The 24683-nt window shown below is 67.9% G+C and carries 23 protein-coding genes; 6 read left to right on the forward strand and 17 right to left on the reverse strand.

Going from position 1 to position 24683, the window contains the following annotated elements:
* Positions 1–576, reverse strand: a 576-nt coding sequence (locus VGP60_RS21590; RefSeq protein WP_327549863.1) for an NAD-dependent epimerase/dehydratase family protein, incomplete at its 3' end; no start/stop codon positions are given.
* An 84-nt stretch (positions 577–660) separates the two neighbouring features.
* On the opposite strand from VGP60_RS21590, the gene VGP60_RS21595 reads away from it, so the two are divergent.
* Entirely contained in the window at positions 661–1239 is a 579-nt protein-coding gene (locus tag VGP60_RS21595; protein ID WP_327549864.1) for a TetR/AcrR family transcriptional regulator, read from the forward strand.
* On the opposite strand, the gene VGP60_RS21600 is transcribed toward VGP60_RS21595, so the two are convergent.
* From VGP60_RS21600 to yhjD, 14 genes are all read right to left on the reverse strand, one after another.
* Positions 1236–1835, reverse strand: coding sequence for a sulfite oxidase-like oxidoreductase (locus VGP60_RS21600; protein WP_327549865.1), 600 nt, complete (start codon positions 1833–1835; stop codon positions 1236–1238). The two genes, VGP60_RS21595 and VGP60_RS21600, sit on opposite strands and share 4 nt — an antisense overlap.
* On the reverse strand, positions 1835–2428 hold the full coding sequence (locus VGP60_RS21605) for a pentapeptide repeat-containing protein (protein WP_327549866.1): 594 nt from the start codon (positions 2426–2428) through the stop codon (positions 1835–1837). Before VGP60_RS21605 ends, VGP60_RS21600 begins: the two co-directional genes overlap by 1 nt.
* On the reverse strand, positions 2425–3846 hold the full coding sequence (locus VGP60_RS21610; RefSeq protein WP_327549867.1) for an ATP-binding protein: 1422 nt from the start codon (positions 3844–3846) through the stop codon (positions 2425–2427). The genes VGP60_RS21605 and VGP60_RS21610 overlap by 4 nt, the downstream gene beginning before the upstream one ends.
* Positions 3843–5516: an FAD-dependent oxidoreductase gene (locus VGP60_RS21615; RefSeq protein ID WP_327549868.1), complete on the reverse strand. Its 1674-nt coding sequence runs from the start codon at positions 5514–5516 to the stop codon at positions 3843–3845. Before VGP60_RS21615 ends, VGP60_RS21610 begins: the two co-directional genes overlap by 4 nt.
* 9 nt (positions 5517–5525) lie before the next feature.
* On the reverse strand, positions 5526–6113 hold the full coding sequence (locus tag VGP60_RS21620; protein ID WP_327549869.1) for a hypothetical protein: 588 nt from the start codon (positions 6111–6113) through the stop codon (positions 5526–5528).
* Entirely contained in the window at positions 6110–7762 is a 1653-nt protein-coding gene (locus VGP60_RS21625) for a vWA domain-containing protein (protein ID WP_414640389.1), read from the reverse strand. Before VGP60_RS21625 ends, VGP60_RS21620 begins: the two co-directional genes overlap by 4 nt.
* Positions 7762–8913: a toxic anion resistance protein gene (locus VGP60_RS21630; RefSeq protein ID WP_327549871.1), complete on the reverse strand. Its 1152-nt coding sequence runs from the start codon at positions 8911–8913 to the stop codon at positions 7762–7764. The genes VGP60_RS21625 and VGP60_RS21630 overlap by 1 nt, the downstream gene beginning before the upstream one ends.
* Positions 8913–9995, reverse strand: coding sequence for a hypothetical protein (locus VGP60_RS21635; protein ID WP_327549872.1), 1083 nt, complete (start codon positions 9993–9995; stop codon positions 8913–8915). The genes VGP60_RS21630 and VGP60_RS21635 overlap by 1 nt, the downstream gene beginning before the upstream one ends.
* Before the next feature lie 246 nt (positions 9996–10241).
* Positions 10242–11825 carry a TIGR03767 family metallophosphoesterase gene (locus VGP60_RS21640; protein WP_327549873.1) on the reverse strand — a complete coding sequence of 528 codons (1584 nt, stop codon included), beginning with the start codon at positions 11823–11825 and terminating at the stop codon, positions 10242–10244.
* Positions 11826–12914: an ABC transporter ATP-binding protein gene (locus VGP60_RS21645; RefSeq protein WP_327549874.1), complete on the reverse strand. Its 1089-nt coding sequence runs from the start codon at positions 12912–12914 to the stop codon at positions 11826–11828.
* Positions 12914–13732 carry an ABC transporter permease gene (locus VGP60_RS21650; RefSeq protein ID WP_327549875.1) on the reverse strand — a complete coding sequence of 273 codons (819 nt, stop codon included), beginning with the start codon at positions 13730–13732 and terminating at the stop codon, positions 12914–12916. Before VGP60_RS21650 ends, VGP60_RS21645 begins: the two co-directional genes overlap by 1 nt.
* The gene (locus VGP60_RS21655; protein ID WP_327549876.1) at positions 13729–14628 is read right to left on the reverse strand and encodes an ABC transporter permease; all 900 of its coding nucleotides are present in this window, start codon (positions 14626–14628) and stop codon (positions 13729–13731) included. Before VGP60_RS21655 ends, VGP60_RS21650 begins: the two co-directional genes overlap by 4 nt.
* A gap of 36 nt (positions 14629–14664) precedes the next feature.
* Entirely contained in the window at positions 14665–15795 is a 1131-nt protein-coding gene (locus tag VGP60_RS21660; protein ID WP_327549877.1) for an extracellular solute-binding protein, read from the reverse strand.
* 230 nt (positions 15796–16025) lie between these two features.
* Positions 16026–17069, reverse strand: a complete 1044-nt coding sequence (gene yhjD, locus VGP60_RS21665) for an inner membrane protein YhjD (RefSeq protein ID WP_327549878.1) — start codon at positions 17067–17069, stop codon at positions 16026–16028.
* Between the two features lie 164 nt (positions 17070–17233).
* On the opposite strand from yhjD, the gene VGP60_RS21670 reads away from it, so the two are divergent.
* Entirely contained in the window at positions 17234–18199 is a 966-nt protein-coding gene (locus VGP60_RS21670) for a helix-turn-helix domain-containing protein (RefSeq protein WP_327549898.1), read from the forward strand.
* A gap of 100 nt (positions 18200–18299) precedes the next feature.
* On the opposite strand, the gene VGP60_RS21675 is transcribed toward VGP60_RS21670, so the two are convergent.
* Together VGP60_RS21675 and VGP60_RS21680 are read right to left on the reverse strand one after the other, a co-directional pair.
* Positions 18300–19613 carry a cellulose binding domain-containing protein gene (locus tag VGP60_RS21675; RefSeq protein ID WP_327549879.1) on the reverse strand — a complete coding sequence of 438 codons (1314 nt, stop codon included), beginning with the start codon at positions 19611–19613 and terminating at the stop codon, positions 18300–18302.
* Positions 19614–19681: 68 nt separating this feature from the next.
* Positions 19682–21316 carry a glycosyl hydrolase family 18 protein gene (locus VGP60_RS21680; RefSeq protein WP_327549899.1) on the reverse strand — a complete coding sequence of 545 codons (1635 nt, stop codon included), beginning with the start codon at positions 21314–21316 and terminating at the stop codon, positions 19682–19684.
* 283 nt (positions 21317–21599) lie between these two features.
* Between VGP60_RS21680 and VGP60_RS21685 the strand changes: the two genes are divergently transcribed.
* The 4 genes from VGP60_RS21685 (at position 21600) to VGP60_RS21700 (ending at position 24672) form a co-directional block, all read left to right on the forward strand.
* Complete coding sequence (locus VGP60_RS21685; protein ID WP_327549900.1) at positions 21600–21893, forward strand: hypothetical protein; 294 nt, start codon at positions 21600–21602, stop codon at positions 21891–21893.
* A 59-nt stretch (positions 21894–21952) separates the two neighbouring features.
* The gene (locus tag VGP60_RS21690) at positions 21953–22747 is read left to right on the forward strand and encodes a hypothetical protein (RefSeq protein ID WP_327549880.1); all 795 of its coding nucleotides are present in this window, start codon (positions 21953–21955) and stop codon (positions 22745–22747) included.
* Positions 22748–22836: 89 nt separating this feature from the next.
* Positions 22837–23661, forward strand: coding sequence for a TIGR04222 domain-containing membrane protein (locus VGP60_RS21695; RefSeq protein ID WP_327549881.1), 825 nt, complete (start codon positions 22837–22839; stop codon positions 23659–23661).
* A 78-nt stretch (positions 23662–23739) separates the two neighbouring features.
* Entirely contained in the window at positions 23740–24672 is a 933-nt protein-coding gene (locus VGP60_RS21700; protein WP_327549882.1) for an NADP-dependent oxidoreductase, read from the forward strand.
* Positions 24673–24683: the final 11 nt, after the last annotated feature.

Genomic DNA, 24683 nt, shown 5'->3' on the forward strand with positions numbered 1-24683 from the left:
GTCGCCGAGGTAGCCGGAGACGCCCTTGGCGCGGGCGGTGGCGACCAAGGTAGGTACCCAGGCGTAGTCCCCCTCGCCGTGAACGGTCGGAGAGACCCGCACCACCGATGAGCGGACGCCGCGCGAGGCAAAGGTGAGCGCCGCCTGGGCGGTGGCCGATCGGATCGACAGTGGCGAGCCGTCGATCGCGGGCATGTCCCGCTCGGTCGCCACACGCCCAGGCGGGAGGCCGATCACCCCGGAGGCGAGGACGAAGGGGCGGTCAGTGCCGGCGAGCGCGTCGCCGAAAGTGTCGACGACGCGGCGATCGGCGTCGGCGGCGCCCTGGTAATCGCCGCTGAACGCGACGTCGCCCTTGAAGGCGAGGTGGATCACCCCGTCCGACGCGGCGGCCGCGTCCCGCAGGACCTCGAGGTCGTCGATAGTGCCGCGGACGACCTCCACACCGGCGGCGGTGAGCGCGGCGGCGGTGGCGTCGGAGCGGGCGAGCCCGACGACCTGGTACCCCGCGTCGAGGAGCTCGGGAACGACGACGGAGCCGATGAAGCCGGACGCGCCGGTCACAAAGATACGCATGAGGAACCTCGCTGTTGATGTCAGTTGCTGTCATCAACAGTACTACACTTGATGTCAGCCGCTGTCATCAAGTAGGATCCGCCTATGGGAAGATGGGAGCCGAACGCGCGCGAGCGCCTGGAGACGGCGGCGCTGGAGCTCTACAGCGACCGCGGGTACGAGCAGACCACCGTGGCCGAGATCGCCACCTGCGCCGGGCTCACGGAGCGGACCTTCTTCCGGCACTACGCCGACAAGCGCGAGGTACTGTTCGCCAACTCCGGCGAGTTTCAGGAGCTGTTCGTGCGGGCGGTCGCCGAAGCCCTGACGTCCGCCGCGCCGATCGACGCGCTGGCGGCGGGTCTTGACGCGATCTCGGAGATGCTCGCCGGCCAACGCGACTTCGTGCGTGCCCGACAGGCGGTGATCATGGCGAACCCTGAGCTCCAGGAGCGCGACCTGATCAAGACCGCCGCGATCTCGGCCGCGCTCGCCGACACCCTGCGCCGGCACGGCATCACGGAGCCGGCGGCGAGCCTGGCCGCCGAAGCGGGGATCGCCGTCTTCAAAGTCGGCTTCCAGCGCTGGATCGTGGCGGACGAGGACCACGACCTGTCGCGGGTCATGCGGGAATCACTGGACGAACTCAAGGCCGTGACCGCGGGCGGCCAGGACGCGACCTAGTCACCTTGGTAGCGCTGCTCGCGCCAGGGGTCGCCGTAGTCGTGGTAGCCGACGTTCTCCCAGAAACCGGGCTCGTCCTTGACCATCAGCCGCAGCCCGTTGACCCACTTCGCGGACTTCCAGAAGTAGAGGTGCGGCACGAGCAGCCGCGCCGGGCCGCCGTGCTCGGGGCTGAGCGGCGCGCCGTTGTACTCGTGGGCGATCCACGCCTGGCCGTCGAGCAGGTCGGCGAGTGGCAGGTTGGTCGTGTAGCCGCCGTAGGAATGGACCATGACGTAGTCGGCCTCGGTCTCGACGTCGGCCAGCAGCGCGTCGAGCGGGACGCCACGCCAGGTCGTGTCGAGCTTGGACCACTGGGTGACGCAGTGGATGTCGACGGTCGGTTTCTCGCTCGGCAGAGCCACCAGATCCGCCCACGACCAGCTGTGCTTCTTGCCGGTTTCGGTGGTGATCTCGAACTGCCAGGTTTCCGTCCGGACGCGCGGGGTCGGTCCCGCGGACAGCACCGGGAACGTCTTTTCCAGATACTGGCCCGGCGGGATCCGCGTGTCCGCGCTGCGCGGGCGGCCTTGGAAACCGGGGGAGACGACGGCCATCAGCGGACCTCCAGCCCTAGCGCCATCGCGATCATCGCCGCCTGTTCGGCCCCGATGATCGCGCCTGCCAATTCGACGTTAAACGGATCGAACGCGGTCAGGTCGCTGCCGCGCAGATCCGACCGGGCGAACTTCGAGCCGCGCAGCTGCCCGCCGGACAGGTCGACGTCGACGAACACGGCGTCGACGCAGTTCGCCCCGGTGAGGTCGGCTTCGCGCATCCGCACGCCCTGGAACGATGTCCCGCGCAGGTCGGCGCCCAGGAGACCGGCGAACGACCAGTCACCGCCCAGTACCCGCATCGGCCGCAGTTCACATTCGGTGAACGTGGTCCCGACCAGTTTGCAGCCCTCGAACTCGGCGTCGAACAGGTTGCAGCGCTTGAAGGTGCAGCCGGTGAACGCCGAGTCCGTGTGCTTGGACGCGTTGAACCGCACGTTGCCGAACGAGCAGTCGGTGAACACCGCACCGCGAGTGATCGACTCGGTCAGGTCGATCTCGCTGAAGGAGCACCGCGTGTACGACCGCGCGGTGATCTCCTCGGCGTACCAGTCCTCGTTCCGGAAAACCTCGTCCTCGACGGGCTCGGTCACGTCGACGCTTGCTCGGTCAGCGGGAGCAGGACGGTGAACTTCGTGTTGCCCGGTTCGGACTCGATCCGCAGGTCACCGTGATGCCGGTCGACGACGATCCGCCACGAGATGTCCAGGCCCAGCCCGGTGCCCTCGCCGACGGCCTTCGTGGTGAAGAACGGTTCGAAGATCCGCTGCCGGACGTCTTCGGGGATCCCGGACCCGGTGTCGACGACCTCGACCCGCAGGCATTCGTCGGACAGGCCGGTGCGCAGCGTGAGCGTGCCGGAGCCGTTCATCGCGCCGATGGCGTTGTCGATCAGGTTCGTCCACACCTGGTTGAGCTCACCCGCGTACGCCGGCAGTGTCGGCAATGACCGGTCGTACTCCTTCACGACCTTGATCCCGGTGCCGATCTTCTTGCCCAGCATGACAAGCGTGGAGTCGAGTCCTTCGTGGACGTCGATCCACTGATGCGGTGCGCGGTCGACCTGCGAGTACTCCTTGGCCTTGCCGACCAGCGCGGAAATCCGGGTGGTGGAGTCCTCGATCTCGCCCATGAGCATCTCGGTTTCGAGCGCGTACGCGAGCCAGCGGACCGCGCCGTCGAGGAAGGTCTCCCCCACCGATTCGAGGACGTGCTCCAGGCTTTCGGCGTTGAGCCCGGCCCCGACGAAGATCGAGGAAAGGTCCCAAGCCTGGCCGATGTTGTGATCGTCGAGCCAGTCGCCGACCTCGTCCTCGAGGTCGGACTGCTGCATCGCGGTCAGCTTCGGCGCCGCCGCGACCTGCTTGACCAGGCGTTCCTGGACGTCGAGCAGCTGCTCGAGCAGGTCGGGGTCGATGTCCTTCTTCGCCAGCAGCGCAAGCTTGTGGCGCATCCCGGCGACCCGTTCGCGCAGCGACGCCGTCGCGCGGACGGCCGCGGCGGCCGGGTTGTTGAGCTCGTGGGTCAGTCCCGCGGACAGCTCGCCGAGCGCGAGCAGGCGCCGCCGCGACCCGACGACGATGTCACTCTTGCGCCAGCCCAGGTACATGCCTTCGAGCAGGTGGTTGGCCATCGGGAACCAGCTGCGGAACTTCTGGGCGAACTCCGCGGCGGGCAGGGTCAGGAACGTCAGGTCCGTCGTGGCGTGCACCGACGCCGAATAGCGCTGTTCGCTGCCGTCCGAGACGAAGAACTGCGTGGCCCCGCAATACGCGCCGCGCTGGTCGGTGCGGGACATCTCGACTTCGTTGCCGCCGACGGTCCTGGTCATCCGCAGGACGCCACTGAGCAGGACGTAGAAGCAGCTGGCCGCGTCGCCCTCGTTGAACACCGTCGAATCGGCGGCGAACTCCTCGATGACGGCGTTCTCGTACACCCAGTCCAGCTGTGCTTCGGAGAGGTGCTCGAACAGGAAGAGGCCGCGCAACTCCTCGCGCGAAAGGGTGGTCATTGCTGCTCCAGGTATCGGTGCACGAGCGTGACGGCCATCGCGCCTTCGCCGACGGCCGAAGCCACGCGCTTCACGGACTGGGCGCGGACGTCCCCGGCGACGAAGACCCCGGGGATCGACGATTCGAGATAGTGCGGATCCCGGTCGAGGCCCCAGCCGTGTGGCCGCGCGCCCTCCTTGACGAGGTCCGGCCCGGTACAGACGAACCCGTGGCCGTCGCGGATCAGCGTTTCGTCGAGCCATTCCGTGCGGGGCGCGGCGCCGATGAAGACGAACATGTGCCCGGTCGACACCGTCTCGGTGGCGCCGCCTTCTTGATCGGACAAGGTCTGATCGCACAAGGTGATCTGCTCGAGATGCTCGTCGCCGTGCGCCTTGATCACGGTGGTGCGCGTGCGGACGTGGACGTTGTCGATCGCCTCGAGCTGCTCGATCAGGTAATGCGACATCGACGCCTGCAACGACGAACCGCGCACGAGGATGGTGACGTTCTTGGCGTAGCGGGAGAAGAACACCGCCGCCTGGCCTGCCGAGTTGGCGCCGCCGACGATGTAGACGTCCTCGCCCGCGCACTCGGGCGCTTCGGTGGCGGCCGAGCCGTAGAACACACCGCGCCCGGCGAGGTCGGCCACGCCCTCGGCTTCGAGCGCGCGGTACGCGACGCCCGTCGCCAGGACGATCGAGTGGGCCACGATCTCCGTGCCGTCGTCGAACTTGATGACCCGGGCCGAGCCGCGGGCTTCCATGGCGATGACGTCGCGTGCGGTGAGGACCTCGGCGCCGAACTTCTGCGCCTGCCTGCGGGCGCGGTCTGTCAGCTGCGCGCCGGAGACGCCGTCGGGGAAGCCGAGGTAGTTCTCGATCCGCGAGCTCTGCCCGGCTTGGCCGCCGGTCGCCTTGCGCTCGACCAGCACTGTCCGCAGGCCTTCGGAGGCGCCGTACACCGCCGCGCCGAGTCCCGCGGGGCCGCCGCCCACGACGACGAGGTCGTAGAACTCCTCGGCGGGCTGGGTGGAAAGGCCGACGGCGTCGGCGATCTCCTGGCCACCGGGGTTCTTCAGCACCTGGCCTTCGGCGGTGATCAGCACCGGGATTTCGGCGGCGTCGGCGTCGGCCGCCTTGAGGAGCTGGATGGCCTCCGAGTCGTCGACCGAGTACCAGCGGTACGGCACCGAGTTGCGGGCCAGGAAGTCACGGACCTTGTACGACGGCGACGACCAGCGGTGCCCGATGACCTTGATCTCGTCGACCGGCTGCACCCCCGTGGCGCGCCAGGTCTCGACCAGGGCGTCCACCACCGGGTACAGCTTCTCCTCCGGTGGGTCCCATGGCTTGAGGAGGTAGTGGTCGACGTCGACGACGTTGATCGCCTGGATGGCGGCGTCGGTGTCGGCATAAGCGGTCAGCAGGGCGCGGCGAGCGTGCGGGAACAGGTCCATCGCCTGCTCCAGGAACTGGATGCCGTCCATCTGGGGCATCCGGTAGTCGGCGAGGATCGCCGCGACGGCGTCCCCGCGCAGCTTGATTTCACGTAGTGCGTCGAGTGCGTCGGCGCCGGAATCTGCACGGATGACCCGGTAGTCCTTGCCGTAGCGGCGCCGGAGGTCGCGGGCGACGGAACGGGAGACGGCGGGATCGTCGTCGACGGTCATGAGGATGGGCAGGCTCACCCATGCAGCCTACGTCTCTCCGTCACGCTCTCGTAGGTACCGGAGCTGATCGTCCTGCTGGTTGACGTCGTTGGCGTAGAACCGCTCGGCGATCCGGTGCGACTCGAGTTCGAGCAGCTCCAGCTGGGCGAGCAGCTGCTCCCCCGCGCTCGGCTCGCCGCCCGCCCGGCGTTTCGCGGCGAACCACCATGGCAGGTTCAGATAGGTCTCCACCGACATCGGCAGGTCGACGCGCACGAGCCGGGTCATCGCGTGGCGCAGGTCCGGGTTCGCGGCCAGCGCGGCCGGGCGGTCGAGCATGCCGCCGAGGGCCTCGCCGATGCGCCGGACGCGGTCGGTCGCGGTTTCGGGCATCCGGGCGTGGTGCTCGTCGAGCTTGCTCAGGAGCGAGGCGAGTTCGGTGCGCAGCTCCGCCGAGTCGTCGGAGACCAGATGGACACGGTCGGGTGGAGCTAGCAGCGCCCCGGCCGCGTACAGCGCGGCGACGACGAACAGCCAGTACCCGCCGCCGACGACGCCCACGAGGTACAGGACGACGCCGACGAACCCGGCCAGGCACCCGGCGAGGTTCTTCGTCGAGCCGAGATACCGCATCACTGGTAACCACGGATCTCTTGGAAGACTTCGGAAAGCGCGGTGCCCCGCGCGTCGAAGACCCTGCCGCCGGTCATCGTCGCGACCTTGTCCAGTTCGTCGGAACTGCCTTCGCCGAAGAGCACGGTGAACACCGGGATCTGCCGTGCGATGGGAGGCAGCGCGGGGAAACGTCGTTCGAAAGCGCTGAAGTCCGAACCGTTCGCGTTCTCGCCGTCGGTCATCAAGACGATGGAGTTGAACCGGTCCGGGTCCTTCGCGACCAGGTCGTTCATCAGCTGGTAGCCCCGCGCGAGGCTGTCGTAGATCGCCGTCCCGCCGGACGCCTGCAAACCCTCGGCGACCGCCTTGACCTTGGCGAGCACCGGCTTCGGGTCGGTCTCCGGCACGGTGAACGTCTGCGCGGGCAGGGGCGCGGAACTGAACGGCAGCAAGGTGATCTCTTCGCGGCTGCGGAACTGGCGGAAACGGCCGGTGAGCGAATCGTCGGCACCGGTGAGCCCGACCAGCGCGGTCCGCAGCGACTCCATCCGGTCGCCCGCCATCGAGCCGGAGGTGTCGAGCACGTATAGCGTGCGCGACGGGCGGCGGATCTTGTCGAAGTACGCCGTGAGCAGGCCGTCGACAGCCTGCTGGGTCGCCGGGAACGGCAGCTCGATGAGGTCGCGCTGCGCGAACTGGGCGCCGAGGTCGACGCCCGGCACCACCGGCCGCCGCTGGGTGGTTTCCATGATCTTGCGCTGGACGTCCGGCGTCCGGAGGTACTCGCTGAGCCGCTGGTGCGCCGAGCGCGCGTCCTCGTTCGCCGCGGTCAGCAACGTGAGCGGATAGTCCGCGGTGACCACACCGTCGCTGGGGTAGACGAGTTTCAGCGGCTCCGGCAGCTTGCCGCTCGCGTTCATCGACAGCAGGACCGACTCGTAGTTGATCAGCCCGTCGACCTTCTGCCCGGGATCCTGGCCGGTCGCGCGGCGCTGGTAGGCGTCGGACAGCCAGCCCGACGAGCCCGCGGAAAGCTGCTGCGCGCTGAAGAACTGCGTGAGCGCGGGTGTGACCGACGCGATCTGCTCCGCGTTGATCGCGCTGCCGCTGCCCGCCAGCGCGGACGCGACACCGACGAGCGCGGAGAAGCCGGAGTTGGACGCCGATGGGTCCGTCATGCCGTAGCTGAACGACTTCTTGCCCGCTTCGGCGGCGATTTCGCCCCAGCCAACGGGTTTCGAGTCCCAGCCGAGCCGCCCCGCGGCCGAGGCCGACAACCCGAGCACCACCGGTGAGCTCATGATCTTCGCCTGGTTGCCGAGTCGTTTGGCCGCCTCGGGAATGCCCTGCGGGTAGCGGTTGGAGGAGAACCAGACGGCGTCGTACTTCCCGTCCGCGCTGCCGTTGGCCAGCGCTTCGGCACCTTCGAGGGTGCCGGTGAAGCTGAACGTGACCCGGACACCGGTCGCCTTGGCCGCTTCCTCCAGGATCGGCTGCATATCGGCGAGTTCACTGCCCGCGAGGACTCGCAGGGTGCCGGGTTTCGGCGGCCCGGCGGGCTGCCGCGGATCGTTGGTGTCGGCCGCGTCGGAACTGCAAGCGACGAGCGAAGCCGCGCACACCAGCGCCGCGCCGAACGCGATCACTCTCTTTGTCAAGCTCTGGCTCATCAGGCTCCCCTGTCCTGTGAGCGGCGCAGATACTCCTCGGCGCGCCGCATCTCCCCCGAAAGTGACTCGACCGTCGCGGCCATGGTGTGCACCGCGCCCGCCTTGAACTCGTCGATCGCGTCGATGGCTTCGTAAATCCGGTCGAAGGACTCGCGGATCGTCTCGACGCCGACGGCCGGGTCGGCGCTCGCGCGGCGGAGTTCCGCCGACTGCAAGGAAAGCAGCTCGCTGTTCGACCGGATCAGACCGTCCGTTGTGGACCGCAGCGCGTCGACCTCTTCGGCGACGTCTCGCTGGTTCGCCAGGGCACCGCTGATCAGCAGCGCGATCCGCAACGCCGCGACCGTCGTCGACACCGCCCGCTCGACGCCACGGATGAGCTCGTCGTTGTTGCGCCGCAACAGATCCAGCGCGAGATAGCCTTGCGCGCTGACAGCCAGCTGCGTCAGGACGTCCTGGTACCGCTGCCGGATCGGGTGCAGGACGTCGGCGCGCAACGCCGTCGCGCGGCCGGGATCGGCGAGGTCGAGGATGCCCGCTTGCCTGTCGACGACGGTGTCCACCGCTTCGGCGAACGCGGCTGTCTCCGACAGCTTGCCCATGGTCTGCCAAAGGCGTTGCCGCTCGCCCTTGATGGCCGCGTTGTCGCGGCGGAGCACGTCCTGGCGGGTGCGCAGCTCGACGACCAGCGCGTTGACCGGCTCGTTCGCCGCGCGGTAGCGGTCGAGCGCCTTGCGTGCCGCGCCCGCGGCCGGGATCAGGCCGAGCAGTTTGCGCCCGGTGAGCGGCAGCTTCGTCGGGTCGAGCTCGCGGACGGTCTGCCGCAGGCTCGCCAGGCTGATGGTGACCTGCAGCTGCGGTGACGCCGCCTCACCGCGGGTTCCGGCCAGCGCCTTGGCCGACCGGTCGAGCAGCGTCCCGGCGATGGTGGCGGCGACCCGCAGATCCGCCTCACCGACCGTGAGCAGCTCGTCGAGCGTGGCGGAGAACTCCGGCGACCGGACGTCGAGCGCTTCGAGCCGCTCGGCGAAATGCGTGGCCCGCTTGGCCGCCGACGCCTTCGCTTCGTCGCTGAGCGCGACCAGTCCCGCCGCGCGCTCGGTGGGGATCGGCTCGATCGCGTCCGGGGGCGTGAGCTGGAAACCGTCCATCAGTACTTCTTCGAGACGGCGTCGAGCAGGCGCTCAAGTGTCTCGAAGGACGGCGGCTCGACGATGTCGACGAGATCGTTGGGCACGGTCAGCTTGGCGTCGGCGACGACCTGTTCGAACTGGCGCGGATCGCTGGTGCGGAAGCCGAAGGTGGCGGCGAGCTTGCCGAGTTCGGGATCGGTGCTGAGCAGCTGGCCGACCTTGTCGCCGTTGGCGGCGAGCGGCACCAGCGTGTGCTTGGAGTAGACCGTGGGCGCCAGGTAGAGCAGGCGCATGTCCGGCCGGATCGCGCCGTCGCCCTTCACCGCGCGGCCGACGTACTGCGACTCGTAGATCAGCGCCATCGGCGTTTTCCCCATGCCCGCGGCGAGATAGTCCTCGAACGGGCCTTCCGTGCTGTTCTGGGTGTAGCCCTGGTCCAGGAACAGCTTGCCGATCTCCGGGAGCACCTTGGCCTCGGCGTCGGGCGTGCTGACGACGTTGTTCCCGTTGGCCACGAAGGAAATCGCCGAGAGGTACATCGCCGCGGAGTTCGACTCGCGCGGGTCGGTCGTGGTGACGAGGACGTTGCGGCGCGCCGGGAACGCGGGGGTGCCGGGCAGCTGGTCCCACCTCGTCCCGGCACGGGTGAGTTCGAGGTACTTCGCGACGTCGAGGACCTGGTAGTTCCCGGCGCCCTGGTGGACGACGCCGTTCGCGGTGAGCAGCGCGACGATCGGTTCGAAGGTCGCGACAGCCATCGGCGACTGGAACGGCGTGTAACCGGCCGTCACCTTGCGGTCACGCTGGATGCGTTGCGCGGCAGGCGAACTCGACGGGAAGGCGAAGTCGTACTTGCCGAGGTCGACCGTCGTCGCGATCTGCCGGGAGCCGGCGGAATCGACCTCGACGCGCAGACCGTGCTTCGCGAAGGCGTCGATGACTCGCTGGTCCTGGAAGAAAGCCAGCTTCTCCGAGCCGATCACGCCGCGGACCGTGGCGAGATCCGCGGACGCCGGTTCGTCCCCTCGGTTGAAGATCACCACGCACACCACGGCGACCAGAAGAGCTACCGCCAGTCCGATGGACAACCGACGTTTCACCAGTGCGTTCCCCTCACCCCATGGACCCGGCGGGTCACTCCCCTATTTGACGCTGGCCGGACCCTTCCCGAAGTGAACTACCGATGAACTGCCGATACCGACTCCACCCAGACGTGCAACACGCCTACGCAGGAGGGAAACACGGCAACGGGAACGAGAAACAAGCAACGTCGCGTTCGTGTTGCCGTGTTGCACATGGGGGTAGGTGTGTGTCGCAGAACGCGTTCGGGTGTGCGGGGATCGCGTTCAGGTGTGCACAGATTGCACTTGGGTGTGGGGGTTGGGGATCAGGAGGGTTAGGTTGCGGTCGGAGGGGTGGCCGGAGCCGACGGATTCGCGGGTTTCGTGGTCGCGGGTTTGCCAGTGGTTGGCGGAGAGTTCGCGCGAGAGGCCGGCGAGGGCGGCGGGGTCTTGACCGCCGGTCCAGGTCAGGTCGCCGGTGTGGTCGATGATGGTGGTGAGGATCGAGAGGGTGCCGTCGCGGTTGTCGCGTAGTTCGATCAGGCGGGCCTGTTGCGGCCAGTCGATATGCGACGCGGTGGTGACTTCCCAGAAGCCGCCGCCGCCGGGGCGCGGGTGCGCGGTGACGGTGTTGGCGTGCGTGTGGCCATTGACCCACAGCACGATGTTCGGGTGCCGCAGCAACATCGCCTCGACCTCTTCGGCGAGGACACGCGGCTCGGGGCCGGTCGCGTTGGTCATGGTGTGCAGCGGGTGGTGGCTGAACAGCACGAAGAGCCTGTCCGGCTCGGCGGTCAGCCGGTCTTCGAGCCACTCGAACTGTTCGACGTCGAACGAGCCCTGCCAGTGGCCGTGCGGGTTGACCGTGTCGAGCACGAGGCCGCGCAGTTCGCCCATGTCGAAGGCGTAGTACGCGGTGCCGCCGTCGGCGTTGGCCTTGGTGAAACCGTGGCCGTGGCAGTCGACGTGCGCGCCGACCCACTCGGCGCGCGTGACGTGTCGCCGGTCCGGGTCCGGGGTCGCGGGCACGGCCGGGGCTTCGAGGAGTTTGCCGATCGTCGGCCGGTCGGCGATGTCGAAGCCGTAGACCAGTTCGACGACGTCGCCTTCCGGGACATCGACCAGTTTCCGGGCACCGACGGTGATGTCGGCCAGCTCCGGCCACGGCGGGACGACACCTTGCAGCATGTTGTCGTGGTTCCCATGCACGGCGTACCAAGGCACCTTCAAACCGGTGGCCTGGAAGGCTTCCGCCGCTCCGGCCAGCGTCCCGGGCGCCTCGGGAAAACCGTAGACGCGGCGCGGGAGGTCGTCTTCGTAGCCGTCCGGCGTGCCTTCGGGGTGCCAGTACCTGATGTCGTAGGTCGCCGGGTCGCTGGCGTGCACGCCTTCCCACCGCTCCGGATCGCCCGAGTCCGGGTCGACCTCGCCGCCGTCGAGCAAGGTGAGGTACGTGCGCAATTCGTTGGCCTGACAGGCATCCGTGGCGTCACCGGTGGAAATCGCGAAGTCCACCGGCAGCTCGTTGACCGCGCGGACCATCGACTCCACCACATGCGGGGTGAACAGCTCCTGCGCGCGATAGGTGCCCACCACCGGGATCAGCTCGCGGTACGGCGAATCCGGGTCGGCGTACCGATCCAGGAACTCCACCCGGGTGGGTGACTGCGCGTCCATCACATGCATATCGGACAGATGCGCGAACGCCAGGAGCCGCACAGAGTCCTCTAAAGAAGTCCCAGGCCGCGTAGTGCGAGAAGCCACCAGATCTTCCCGGACGGTGTGCGGCTCACCCGGCGCTTCGACGAGCTTCTGGTAGCCGAAATCATCAGCGGTTCCCCGGACGATCCGGCGGCCAGTCGTATCCATTTACGGAGCTTCCCCCGCGGCGAGCAAAACGGGAAGGGTGCCGAACCCCACAGTCGCCCGGATGCCCGGCTGCAACGCCGCCGCCGTCACGCTCGGCAGGTCGGCGAGCAGCGTGGTGCCGTCCTCCAGCGTGCCGGTGACACGGGTGACCGCGCCGCGGAAGCTGTGGTCGGTGATCTTCAACTGTCCGTCTTCGGCGGCCACGACGGTGACCGCTTCCGGCCGGACCAGCACCTTGACGTGGTCACCCGACGCACGCAGGCCAGGATCGGCGAGCGAAAGCCGGTGCCCGGCCACGATCACCGAGTCGCCGTCGATGACCCCGGGCAGGTGGTTCATCGTGCCGACGAACTCCGCGACGAACGCCGTCGCGGGCCGGGCGTACAGCTCGGCCGGCGAGTCGACCTGCTCGAGCTGCCCGCCCCGCATGACCCCGACCCGGTCCGCGATGGACAGGGCCTCCTCCTGGTCGTGCGTGACGAACAACGTCGTGATGCCGACACGCAGCTGCAACCGCCGGATCTCGTCCCGCAACTGGGTCCGGACCTGAGCGTCCAAAGCGGACAGTGGCTCGTCGAGCAGCAGCACACGCGGCTCGATCGCGAGCGCACGCGCCAGCGCGACCCGCTGCTGCTGCCCACCGGACAGCTGATGCGGATACCGCTGGCCCTGGGAATCGAGCCCGACGAGCTCCAGCAGATCCGCCGCCCGCTTCTGGCGGGCCGCCGTCGCGACCCCGCGCAGGCGCAGGCCGAAGGCGACGTTGTCCCGTACCGAAAGGTTCGGGAACAGGCTGTACGCCTGGAACACCATGCCCATGTCCCGTTTGTTCGCGGGCACACCGGTGAGGTCGTTGCCGTCGACGAGCAGCTGCCCGGAGTCGACCTGCTCCAGCCCCGCCAGCACGCGCAGCGCGGTGGTCTTGCCGCACCCGGACGGCCCGAGCAGGGCCACCAGCTCACCGGGCGCGAGCACGAGGTCGAGCCCGGCGAGCGCGGTGACGTCGCCGAAACTGCGCCGCACGCCGCGGAACTCCACCGAGGCACCGGTGCGCTGGGTGATGACGGCTTCGGTTTCCATAACTGACATCAGGAAGGTCCTCGTGACGGAGTCGGGGCGATCGGGGCGGTGACCTCTCGGTGCCGCCGTCCGGTCACCATCGAGAGTACGAACAACAGCAGGAACACGACGAGCAGGCTGAGCAGCGAAACCGCCACCGACACCCCGGCCTCGGACTGGCCGGTGCTGACCGTCCACACCGGGAAGGTGTCCATCAGCAGGATGCTGGCGAGGGTGTACTCGCCCATCACCAGCGCCAGGTTGAGGAACGCGGCACCGAAGACCGCCGAACGGATGTTCGGCACGACCACCCGCAGCAGCACCGCGGGCCAGCTCGCACCGAGACTGCGCGCGGCCTCGACGAGCGTCGGCAACGCGATCGCCGTCAACCCGGCGTCGAGTGCGCGATAGGTGAACGGCAGCGCGAGGATCACGTACTCCAGCACGAGGATCACCGGCGTACCGCTGATCACCTCGGGCACGTCACGGAACACCACGAGCACGCCGTTGACGAGCACGATCGGCGGGATCACCAAGGGCAGCAAACTGATGCCCTCGACCAGTTTCCGCAGTTTCGGCCGTCGCAAGTGGACCCAGCTGACCGTCGGGACCATCAGGATCAGCGTCAGCGCCACCGTGCCGAAAGCGACCCAGAGCGACGTCGTGAGCGTCTCGAAAAGCCCTGGCTCGTCGAGGAGTTTCTTCCAGGACACCAAACTGTGCGTGTCGTTCACGTCGCGCAGGCTGAACTCCACCGAAGCCAGCATCGGCACGAGGAAGTAGACGCCGAACAGCGTCAGGATCAGCCAGCGCCGGACCGTACGGCCCTTTCCGCTTGGAGCGCTCATCCCAGCCACCTCGAAGTCCGCCGCTGCATCCAGTTGTAGATCGACATCACGATCGCGACGACCACGATCATGCCGAGGCCGAGTGCCTTGCCCAGGTTCTGCTGGTCGGCGACGACGTTGCCCGACACCAGCGAACCGATCTGGATCGGCACCAGCGGCACGACACCGGTGGTCAGCGCATACGCCGTGGCGTAAGCGGAAAAGGAGTTCGCGAACAGCAACAGCAGCGAGGCCATAAACGGCGGCAGCAGCACCGGACCGGCGATATGGCGCCAGTACTGCCATTTCGTCGCGCCGAGGTTCTCCGCCGCCTCACGCCATTGCTCGCGCATTCCTTCGAGCGAGGGTGTGAAGACGATGACCATCAACGGGATCTGGAAATAGACGTAGACGATCGCGATCCCGGTGAAGGCGAACAAACTGAACCCACCGGCGTAGATGTCGAACCCCAGCGCGGTGAGCGCCTTCGTCACGATGCCGATGCTGCCGAGCGTGGCGATGAACGCGAACGCCAGCGGCACGCCGCCGAAGTTCGCCAGCACCCCGGAAGCGCTGGAGACGACCTTGCGCACCAGCCCGTCCGGTTTGGTGCCGAGCACGGCCTGCGCCAGGATCGCGCCGAACACCGCGCCGAGAACCGCTGTCAGCGCCGAAAGTTCGATACTGGTGACGAACGACCGGCCGAACTGGTCGGACATCGCCGCGGTGATGTTCTCCGTGGTGAACACGCCGTCGTTGTCCTGGAACGCGCCGAGCACGACCATGAACACCGGCGCGCCGAGGAAGACCCCGGTGTAGGCGAGGAAGGGCAAAAGCCCGATATGTCCCGTCACCCAGGCTGCCACCCGCTTCGGCAACGGCCGGGCGGGGACGGCGGCGGGCGCGAGGTTACCCACGCCCGCCTCTGCGGTAATGCTGTTCGCTGTCATAGCTCAGCCGAGCGCCTTCGCCCACTCGTCGGCGATGATCTTCTTGGCGGCGTCGTCCTGCGCGGTGGTCGGGAACTTGACGTCACCGGAAACCACGGGGAGCGCGGCGAGCAGCGCCTTGTCGACGGTGCCGGCCTCGGTCATCTTCGGCAGGCGCACCGGGCGGGAAAGGCCTTTGAGGTAAAGGTTCTGGCCCTCGTCGGAGAACAGGAACTCCTGCCACAAGCGCGCGGCGGCCGGGTGCGGGGCGGACTTGCTGATGCCCTGGCTGTAGTAGTTCGAGTAGACCCCGTCGGTCGGGACGGCGATCTTCCAGTCGACCTTGCCCTTGAGCTTCGCGGAGTAACCGGCCTGCAGGTAGTCCCAGTCGAGCGTGATCGGGGTCTGTCCACTTTCGACAGTCGCCGCGCTGGCCTGGACGGGGATGAAGTTGCCGGACTTCTTCAGGTCGGCGAAGTACTGCACGCCGGGCTTGATGTCGTCGAACGAGCCGCCGTTGGCCAGAGCCGCCGCGTAGACGCCCGCGTAGGCCGCGCCGGCCTTGGTCGGGTCACCGTTGAGGGCGACCTTTCCCTTGTATTCCGGCTTCTTGAGGTCGGCGAACGACGTCGGCGGGACGGTCACCTTCGAGGCGTCGTAGCCGATCGAGATGAAGCCGCCGTAGTCGTTGACCCAGTTGCCTTCCGGGTCCTTCTGCGTGTCGGCGATGTCACCGAAGGTCGCGACCTTGTACGGCGCGAGCAGCCCGTCCTTGGCCGCGGAGATCGCGAACGCGCCACCGAGGTCGACGACGTCGGGGGCGCGGGTCTGGCCCTTGAGCTGCTTGACGGCGTTGATCTCGTCCTGGCTGCTGCCCTCGGGGTTGGCCTCGTTGACCTTCAGGCCGTACTTCTTCTTGAACGCGTCGAGGATCTCGCCGTAGTTCGCCCAGTCGTGCGGCAGGGCGATCACGTTCAGTTCGCCTTCGGCCTTGGCCGCTTCGACGAGCTTGTCCATCCCACCCAGGTCGGCGGCCGAAGTGGCCGTGGCCGCACCGGCGGCGGCCGGGGTGTCCGAGCTGGAACTGCCACAGGCGGTGATCGTCAGCGCGAGCACCGCGGTGCCGGCTACGAGGCCGACGAAACTTCTCTTCACTGCTACGTCCTTCGATTGTGTGGGATTCCGAGCGAACAGTCCAGCAGACCGAAGTCCAGGCGGTGAACTGCACATGACGGGAAAACACCGGGCGAATGCACGCCAGGCTGACGAAGTCGTAGCGCGGTCGACCGGCTGCGAGTGGTGACGAAAATGATCATTTCACGTGTCCAAGCTCACCGATTCGCCGAAGCCTACCGGTCCGGCGGGCGAGCTCTAAGCACTGTTTTCTAACGACTTGACCGTCGCCAGCGCTGGAACGCCAACGTCCCCAGCACCCCGGCCAGTACACCCGCGGCGGTGAGGGCGGCGGGATCCGCACTCGGCGAAGCCACCGGGCGGAGCACCAGCGAGGTCGGCGGGGGGACGAGCTTGCGCGGTGCGTCGCGGGCCGTCGCGGTCCACGCCGTGATGAAGACGAGCAGGCGGGAAACCAAGGAAATGAAGAACAGCAGACCGATGATCGAGCCGAACGCGGCCCCGGTCGGTGACTTGCCGACCAACCCTAGGTAGATGCTCCCGGCCTGCTTGAGCAGCTCGAAACCGAGCGCGGCGGCCACCGCTCCCCGCATCGCGCTGCGCGTGCCGACGGCCTCGCGCGGCAGCTTGGCGAGCACCCAGAGGAAGACGAGCCAGTCGGCCAGCAGCGCCAGCGGCACCGAACCGATCGAGATGACGGTGTGCGCCCAGCTTTCTTGGTCCATCCCGGCGAGCTTCATCAGGTACTTGCCCAGCGCGCCACCGGACGCGGTGAGCGCGAACGACACGACCAGCGCGGCGGTGAGGCTCAGCAACGCGAGCAGGTCCCTGACGATCACCCGCAGCAGCGGCTGCGGCGGGCGTTGCTGGTCCCACATCGCCGTCAGCGCGTCGCGCAGAGCGTTGATCCAGTTCCAGCCGGAGTACAGGCCGACCACGAGACCGAGCACCCCGACGTTGGCGCGCTGCTCGACGAACTGGTTGAGCAGCTCACCGACCTTTTGGCCAAGCGAGCCCGGCACGAGGCTGGTGATCGACGTCTGCAACTGGTCCAGCAGCTGGGGCTGGCCGGCCAGCACGAACCCCGCGACCGAGAACGCGACGAGCATCATCGGGATCAGCGAAAGCAGGCTGAAGTAGGAGATCGAGGCGACGTAGTGGTAGCCGCTGTGGTCGATGTAGCGGTCCACGGCGCGCGCGAGATGGTCGAGCCACCGGTATCGCGTGCGGAGCCGCCGCCACCGGGACAGGAACTCCGGGGCGGTCGGCCGGGTACGGGATCGGAAGCTGCTCACGGTGCATTGTCACTGACAGCGGCACTGGCTCGCCCCTTGGGCGGCGACTCGGGCAGAGGTCGGACACAAAAGACCTTTTGGTCTGGACCTTTGCCGCTCGTGAACGTATACCTACCACCCTGAGAAGGTCTATTCAGCCCGCTGAACGAGGAGGCACCGTGGCGATGGGGCTCGGCGGCCTCGGTGTCACCGACGCCGAGCAAGAGGTTTACGAGCTGCTCCTGTGCCACTCCGACGCGACTCTCGCGCAGCTGGCGGAGCGTTCCGGGACCACCAAGACACGGCTCGGCGGCCTCCTCGACGCGCTCGAAGGCCACGGCATGCTCACCCGCACGGAGGACAAACCCGTGCGGTTCACCGCCGCGCCACCGGATATCGCCGTGGAAATCCTCGCGGCCCGCCGTCAGGAGGAGATCGCCCGCGCGCGGCTCGCCGGAACCGCGCTGGGCAAGCGCTTCCGCGAGGAGAGCGACTCGCCGATCCAGCTCGTGCGCGGGCGCGAGGCCGTCGCGCACCAGTTCCGCCAGATCCAGCAGCTCGCCAGGAGCGAAATACTCATCCTCGACAAACCGCCGTACGTCGTCGAGCCCGACGGTGGCCAGCTGATGCTCCAACGCGAATTGCAGGCGAAAGGCGTGCGCTACCGGACGATCTACGACCGGGCCGCCCTCGACGAAGCCGGGCAGTTCGACGAACTCAAGCAGCTGACGGCGTCCGGTGAACTGGCCCGGGTGCTGACCGGGGTGCCGATGAAACTCGTCATCGCCGATCACCGCTTCGGGCTGGTGCCGTACGAACCGCCCGCCGGGCACCAAAGCGTCCTGCTGCGGTCTTCGGCGTTGCTGGACGGTTTGGTGACGTTGTTCGAGTCGCTGTGGGAGCGCGCGACTCCGCTTTGGCCGCAGGCGCGGCAAGCCGGGTCGGACGAATCCTTGACCACCGACGACCAGCAACTGCTCGCGCTACTGGCGGCCGGGCTGACCGACGCGGCCATCGCGCGGAAACTCGGTGTCGCGAAGCGGACCGTGGAACGCCGGATCCGGCGCGTGATGGACGGCCTCGGCGCCCAGACCCGCTTCCAGGCGGGCCTGCAAGCCGCCACCCACGGCCTCTTCGACGTCCCCGAGTAGCGCCCCGGGGAATGTGTCGACATATTCCCCGGGGCGGGCCGGACGTGGAGAAGGGGGCTTCCTCACGTGGTGCGAGGAAGCCCCCTTCTCCGGTCAATCGCTAGAAGCCTGCGGTGATCTTCGAGAAAGCCCAATCCGCTTGGGCGATACCACTACAGTTGGACACGACGCCGCCGCCGGCGCAGCCGCGGTCCCGGTTGACCGACCAGAAGGCCAGCCTGCCGAGGCCGTTGGACTTCGACCAGTCACGGATCTGGGTCCAGGCCGCCACCGACGTCAGCTCCTGCTGATCGGACAGGCCGTTCATGCCGGAGATGCCGACGTGGTTGAACGCGACCGCGTCCGACCAGCCGAACGTCGACTTGAGCTTGTTCTTCAGCGCGGTCGACGTCGCCACGGTGTCGGCGTAGATGTTGGAGCTGCCGAAGTCGAACGGCATCTGCGTGAAGATGTCGATGTTCGCGCCGAGAGCCGCCGACCGGTCGACGAGCCGGTTGCCGTAGTAGTTCGGGCCGGTCGTCGACGTGCCGAAGGTGACGATCGTCTGGATGCCGGGGTTGTTCTGCTTGACGATCTTCAGCGCGCTCAGGATGCGGTCCTGCACGGCCTCGTTCTCGAACTCGTCGGAGTTCTCGATGTCGATGTCGATCGCCTTGAGCCCGTAGGCGCTGATCACCTTCTGGTAGGCACCCGCCAGCAGCTCGGGGGTCGCGCAGTTCGGGCCGAGCTTGTTGCCGCTCCACCCGCCGAACGACGGCACGATGTCGCCGCCCGCCGCGCGGATCTGCGCGATCGCCGTCGCGTCGGCACTGCCCTGCAGCGGACGGGAACCGTCCCAAGCCGGGTTGCAGCCGCCGGACGAGAGCACGAACGCCATGGTGAACCACTTGACGCCGGTGGAGTTCATCACCGAAGCGATGTTCGGCGGGTCACCCCAGCCCATGTAGAGGTACGGTGCGCCGCGCCCACCGGCGGGCGGAGGATTCGTGGTGGGCGGCGGAGTCGTCGTCGGCGGCGGGGTGGTGGTCGGCGGCGGCGTGGTGCCACCGGCGTCGCAGGAGGCGCCGTTGAGCCTGCAGCCCGACGGCGTGCTGAACGTGCCGGTGCCGTTGAAGCCAAAGCTCGCCGTGCCACCGGGAGCGACACTGCCGTTCCAGGTGTTCTTCACCGTGATGTGCTGGCCGTTCGCGGTGTAGCTGCCGTCCCAGAGCGAGCCGACCTTCTGGCCCGCACCGAGATCGAACTCCACGGTCCACGAACTGATCGCGGCCGAACTGCCGTTCGCGATCGTGTACTTGGCCTCCCAACCGGTTCCCCAGTCCGAGACCTTGGTGAACGTCGCCGAGAGCCCGCCGGCGGCACTGGCCGGGGCGACCGCGAGACCGGCCACGACAGCGCCGGTGGCGACTAACATTCCTAAGAGATGCCAACCACTCTTTAAAGAACCCAGTTTCATGATTCCTCCTTCACGAGCGCTGAGTCCTACTTGGACAGTCCGCCGCCGAGGGCGTTGATGAGCTCACCGTTTCCGGTGTCCCCACTGAGTTCCCAGAAGAACGCGCCGCCGAGACCCTGGCTCTTCACGTAGTTCGTCTTGCCGCCGATGGTCGCCGGGGTGTCGTAGCTCCACCAGTTCGTTCCACAGTGGGCGTACGCCGTGCCCGCGATGGTTCCGGTGGCCGGGCAACTGTTCTTGAGGATCTTGTAGTCCTCGATCCCCGCCTCATAGGTGCCGGGAGCGGCGCCGGTCGCGGTGCCACCGGGCGCGGACTGCGTGACGCCGGTCCAGCCACGACCGTAGAAACCGATACCCAGCAACAACTTGCTCGCCGGGACACCCTTGCCCTTGAGCTTCTGGATGGCCGCGTCGGAGTTGAAGCCCGCCTGCGGGATGCCCGCATACGAGGTCAGCGGCGAGTGCGGAGCCGTCGGGCCCTGCGCGTTGAAGGCACCGAAGTAGTCGTAGGTCATGACGTTGTACCAGTCGAGGTACTTCGCCGCGGTGCCGTAGTCGGCGGCGTCGATCTTGCCGCCGTTGCTGCCGTCGGCCGTGATGGCGGCGGTGACCAGGTTCGACGAGCCGAACCGGGTGCGCAGCGCCGAGATCAGGTTCGGGAACGCCGCCGCGCCGCTGGTGTTGCAGGTGAGACCACAGGCGTTGGGGTACTCCCAGTCGATGTCGATACCGTCGAAGACGTCTGCCCAGCGCGGGTCCTCGACCAGCTTGTAGCAGGAGTCGGCGAACGCGGCCGGGTTCTGCGCGGCCTGACCGAAGCCGCCGGAGTACGTCCAGCCACCGAACGACCAGAGGACCTTCAGGTTCGGGTGCAGCTTCTTGAGCTTGCGGAGCTGGTTGAAGCTGCCGCGCAACGAGCCGGGCTCCCAGGAGTCCGCCACACCGTCGACACTGCCGGCGGCGTCATACGCCTTGTCGTAGTCGGCGTAGGTGTCGTCGTTGGCGGTGCAGGAACCGTTGGTCACGTTGCCGAACGCGTAGTTGATATGCGTCAGCTTCGAGGCCGAGCCGCTCGTCTCGATGTTCTTGACGTGGTAGTTGCGGCCGTAGACGCCCCACTGCGCGAAGTAGCCGAGGTTCTTGAGCGCGCCGGGGTTCGGCGGGTTCGAGGTCGTGGTGGTCGGCGGGTTCGAAGTCGTCGGCGTGGTGGTCGTCGGCGGGTTCGAGGTGGTCGGCGTGGTGGTGGGCGGGTTGGTGCCGCCGTCACACGAAGCGCCGTTGACCTTGCAGCCCGAAGGCGCGGTGTAGGTGCCCGTGTAGGCGATGTTGAAGCCGAACGTCACCGAGGCGCCGGGGGCGACCGAGCCGTTCCAGGTGTTCTTCACCGTGATGTGCTGGCCGGCGGCGGTGTAGCTGCCTTCCCACAGCGAGGCGACCTTGTGCGCGGCCGGGAGGTCGAACTCGACCGTCCACGAGCTCAGCGCCGACGAGCTGCCGTTGGCGATCGTGTACTTGCCTTCGTAACCGGTCCCCCAGTCGGAGGATTTGGCGAAGGTGGCCGAAACGCCACCGGCGGCGCTCGCGGGCGCGACCACCAGTCCGGCCACCACCGCCACGACGGCCGTCATCAGGGCCAAGAAGTGCCAGCGGATCTTGGGCATGGTTCTCCGAGTCGTCATGGACGTCTTCTCCAATGCAGGGGGACACGGTGGAACATTGAAAAGAACAGCAAGAGAGGTCTGGACCAATTTTAAGGGGGTCCAGACCGCATTGCGGCGTCGGTTAACCGCCACTGTCGGTATTCCGACAGTCAATTGACGACGGAGAGTCACATCGGGGTCCATCAGCGCCGATCGGCCCAACGCAAGCCGCCAGATGCCTCAACTTCACGCTCATATCACCCGATCCGGTTTGATTCCGAAAACCGCCGGGCATTTTGGCCGCATGGTGAGAACGCGAGTTTCCAGTGGTCGAGGCACTGCCGCAAGAGTGGTCACCGGGGTAGGTGCGCTGTTCGCGATCATCGAAGTGATCTACATCTTGATGATCCTGATGGGCGCCAACCCGGCCAACGCCTTTTTTGGCTTCATCAAGTCGTTGGCCGAACCGTTGGCCCTCTTCTTCCCGGGTCTCTTCCCCCTGTCCAATCCCGATTTGGCGGTTCTGCTGAACTACGGTCTGGCCGCGGTGTTCTGGCTGGTCATAACCGGTTTCATCGCTCGGTTGCTGGGCCGCTGACCTGACCCGAAGGGGGCGCGCCTTCCCGGTGCGCCCCCTTCGTCGTCCACACTGTCCGGGTGAGCGATGCGAAATGGTTCGACGGCTGGATGCCCGCCGGGCTCGCCGCGGCGGGCCGGGCACTGCTGCCGTCCGTGCCCACCACACCCGCGGCCGTGCTGCGCAGTGTCAGCGAACAGCTCGTCGGGCGAAGGCTGACGGCGAAGGTCGGTGAGACCGACGTCGAACTGACCGTGGTCGAGCTGGACTACCGGACCGACACCCTTCGCCTGGCCACCGGCAAACTCGGGGACGTCCGCATCGTCGCCGAAGACATCACTTGGCCGGAAACCCCGGTGAAACGGGTGACGGTGGTGGCTCGCGACGTCCGGCTGCGGTCGTTGCCGACACCCGCGGCGATCCCCGCTTCCGTCGAGATCGAGATCGTCGTCAGCGGCGATGTCGTGCGTGCGCTGATCAGCGGCCTGCGTCCCGGGATCGTGGCCGAACCCGGCGAGGGCGGCATGGTCGCGATTCGCTCGGCACGGCACCCGCGCTGGGGATACGCCGAACTCGAACCGCGTATCGAAGACGCGTCGATCAGCCTGCGCCCGCGCGCGCTGCGCGTCGGCAAGCTCCGGATTCCCTTGCCACAGCGGCTGAAGCCGATCGTCCTTCCGCCGCCGGAGCTCCCGCCAGGGCTGAGCCTGACCGAAATCGAAACCCGAGACGACGAGGTCGTGCTGCGCACGGTGGCCGAAGAATGGCCCGAGCGGCTCTCGCGGATCCCGCTGCCCGATCTCCTGAGCTGGCTCACCACCGCGGCCCTCACGATGACCATCCCCCGGCTCTCGCCCCGGCGGCGCGGCGCCTGATCCCCTCGAAAGGCACAGATTCGACGAGGTCGTTGCCACCCAATACCATACTAAATGGTCACAGCTCCGCGGCCGGTCGAGGAGGATGCGTGTGGGATCCGGCTGCCCTGTGGGGGCTGTCCTCGCTGTGGTTCGTGATCTTCTACGCTGCCGGGCTGGTCGCGCTGGGGGCGGTGACCTGGTTGGCGCGGCGTGGGGTTGGCCGCGCTGTGCTGCCCAGCCCGTTGCCCGGGCTCGGTGCGGACGAGCTGGCGTACCTGCACGGTGGCGAGTACCGGCTGGCCGAGACCGAGCTGGCGCGGCTGATTTCCCAGCAGAAGCTGCGGGTCCGCCGGCCAGGGCACCTTGTCGCGGACGGCGTGGGAGAGGGCCTGTCCGCGGTGATCCTGGACGCGGCTCGGAAAGGCGCCCGGCCCGGTGACCTGATCGGAGTGGCGAAACGGGCGCGTGAGATGGCGCCGGTCGTCAGCCGGTTGCGGGAGGCAGGACTGATCAGCTCGGCACGCAACCGCGCGCTGCGGTGGTGGGGGCCGCAGGTGCTGCTGGCCGCGTGGCTGGTGGCCGGGGCGGCGCGGCTGGTCAGCAGCGGTCTGTCACAGACCAGGCCGGTGACGACCGACGGCGTGATAGTGCTTTTGATACCCGAACTGGTGCTGGGGTGCCTGAGCTTCGCGATGCTGTGCGCCGACCCCGGGGCGTTCCGCACCCGGGCCGGAACGGCGCTCGTCAACGCGTTGCGCCGGGCACGTGGCGGCGGCGGCAGCGCCCGCGACGGCGAGATGTCGGCGCGTTACGGCCCGCTGTTGCACGGCCCCGCCGGGACGGTCGCGGTATCGGGCCTGTCCGGCTACCCGGACCCGGACGTGGTGGACGCGCTGGCCGACCCACCCGGTCAGGGACCCGGTGGACCGTGAGACGGGCGGGCGGAACAGATCGGTGACTGCCTTGGTTGTCGCCCGTACGACAAGGTCGACGTCCTAAGGAGAACCACCGTGAAGGCGCTCGTTTCGCAGTCTTATGGCCCGCTGGAAGAGCTCGCCGTCGGCGAGCTCGCCACCCCGGTCGCCGGGCCGGGTGAAATCCTGGTGCGGATCGAGGCCGCGTCGCTGAACGGTGCCGACGCCAAGCTCCCCACCGGCGTGATGAAGGACTTCGCCCCGATCAAGCACCCGTTCGTGCCCGGCATCGACGCGTCCGGCGTGGTCGAAGCCGTCGGTGAGGGCGTGACGCGGTTCTCCCCCGGCGACAAAGTGATCACCACCAACGGTTTCGCCTCTGGTGCGATCGCCGAATACCAGGTCGTCAAGGTCAGCGCGTCGACCGCGATCCGGCCCGACGCGCTGAGCGCGGCCCAAGGCGCCGCGTTGCCGCTCGCCTCGGCGACGGCGAAGACCGTGCTCGACGCGGCCGGGATCCAGGCCGGGGAAAGCGTGCTCGTGGTCGGTGCTTCCGGCGGACTCGGCGTTTTCGCCGTGCAGTTCGCGAAGCGGGCCGGAGCGAAGGTGCTCGCGACGGGCCGCGCCGACGAGGTCGAGTTCCTGCGCGAACTCGGCGCCGACGAGGTCATCGACTACAAGACCACCGACACCGCGGAAGAAGCGCACAAACTGGTTCCCGGAGGCGTCGACGTCGTCTTCGATCTGGCGAACGCCGGTCCCGGTATCGAACCTTCCGCGGCGGCGGCCAAGCCCGGTGGGCGCCTGATCTCCGTACTCGGTGGTGCGGAGACGTTCGAGCGCGACGTCAAGGCGACCTACGTCCAGACGAAGGTCCCGGCCGGGCGGCTCGAAGAACTCGCCCAAGCGGTGGCCGACGGAAAACTGCGTGTCGAGATCGGCGCGACCTACGCGTTCGCCGACGCCGCGCAGGCGCTGATCGACTTCGCCTCGAAGCATTTCCGCGGCAAGGTCGTGATCACGCTCTGACCTCGAATTGT

It is taken from the genome of Amycolatopsis sp. (assembly GCF_036008905.1).
GTDB lineage: Bacteria > Actinomycetota > Actinomycetes > Mycobacteriales > Pseudonocardiaceae > Amycolatopsis.

Excerpts from the sequence above, each read along its gene's own strand:
- VGP60_RS21685 (WP_327549900.1), top strand. The coding sequence starts at position 21,600 with ATGGTGAGAACGCGAGTTTCCAGTGGTCGAGGCACTGCCGCAAGAGTG.
- VGP60_RS21625 (WP_414640389.1), bottom strand. The coding sequence starts at position 7,762 with ATGAGCCAGAGCTTGACAAAGAGAGTGATCGCGTTCGGCGCGGCGCTG.
- VGP60_RS21675 (WP_327549879.1), bottom strand. The coding sequence starts at position 19,613 with ATGTTAGTCGCCACCGGCGCTGTCGTGGCCGGTCTCGCGGTCGCCCCG.
- VGP60_RS21650 (WP_327549875.1), bottom strand. The coding sequence starts at position 13,732 with ATGAGCGCTCCAAGCGGAAAGGGCCGTACGGTCCGGCGCTGGCTGATC.
- VGP60_RS21640 (WP_327549873.1), bottom strand. The coding sequence starts at position 11,825 with ATGGATACGACTGGCCGCCGGATCGTCCGGGGAACCGCTGATGATTTC.
- VGP60_RS21595 (WP_327549864.1), top strand. The coding sequence starts at position 661 with ATGGGAAGATGGGAGCCGAACGCGCGCGAGCGCCTGGAGACGGCGGCG.
- VGP60_RS21680 (WP_327549899.1), bottom strand. The coding sequence starts at position 21,316 with ATGCCCAAGATCCGCTGGCACTTCTTGGCCCTGATGACGGCCGTCGTG.
- VGP60_RS21600 (WP_327549865.1), bottom strand. The coding sequence starts at position 1,835 with ATGGCCGTCGTCTCCCCCGGTTTCCAAGGCCGCCCGCGCAGCGCGGAC.
- VGP60_RS21670 (WP_327549898.1), top strand. The coding sequence starts at position 17,234 with ATGGGGCTCGGCGGCCTCGGTGTCACCGACGCCGAGCAAGAGGTTTAC.
- VGP60_RS21645 (WP_327549874.1), bottom strand. The coding sequence starts at position 12,914 with ATGTCAGTTATGGAAACCGAAGCCGTCATCACCCAGCGCACCGGTGCC.
- VGP60_RS21610 (WP_327549867.1), bottom strand. The coding sequence starts at position 3,846 with ATGACCACCCTTTCGCGCGAGGAGTTGCGCGGCCTCTTCCTGTTCGAG.
- VGP60_RS21630 (WP_327549871.1), bottom strand. The coding sequence starts at position 8,913 with ATGGACGGTTTCCAGCTCACGCCCCCGGACGCGATCGAGCCGATCCCC.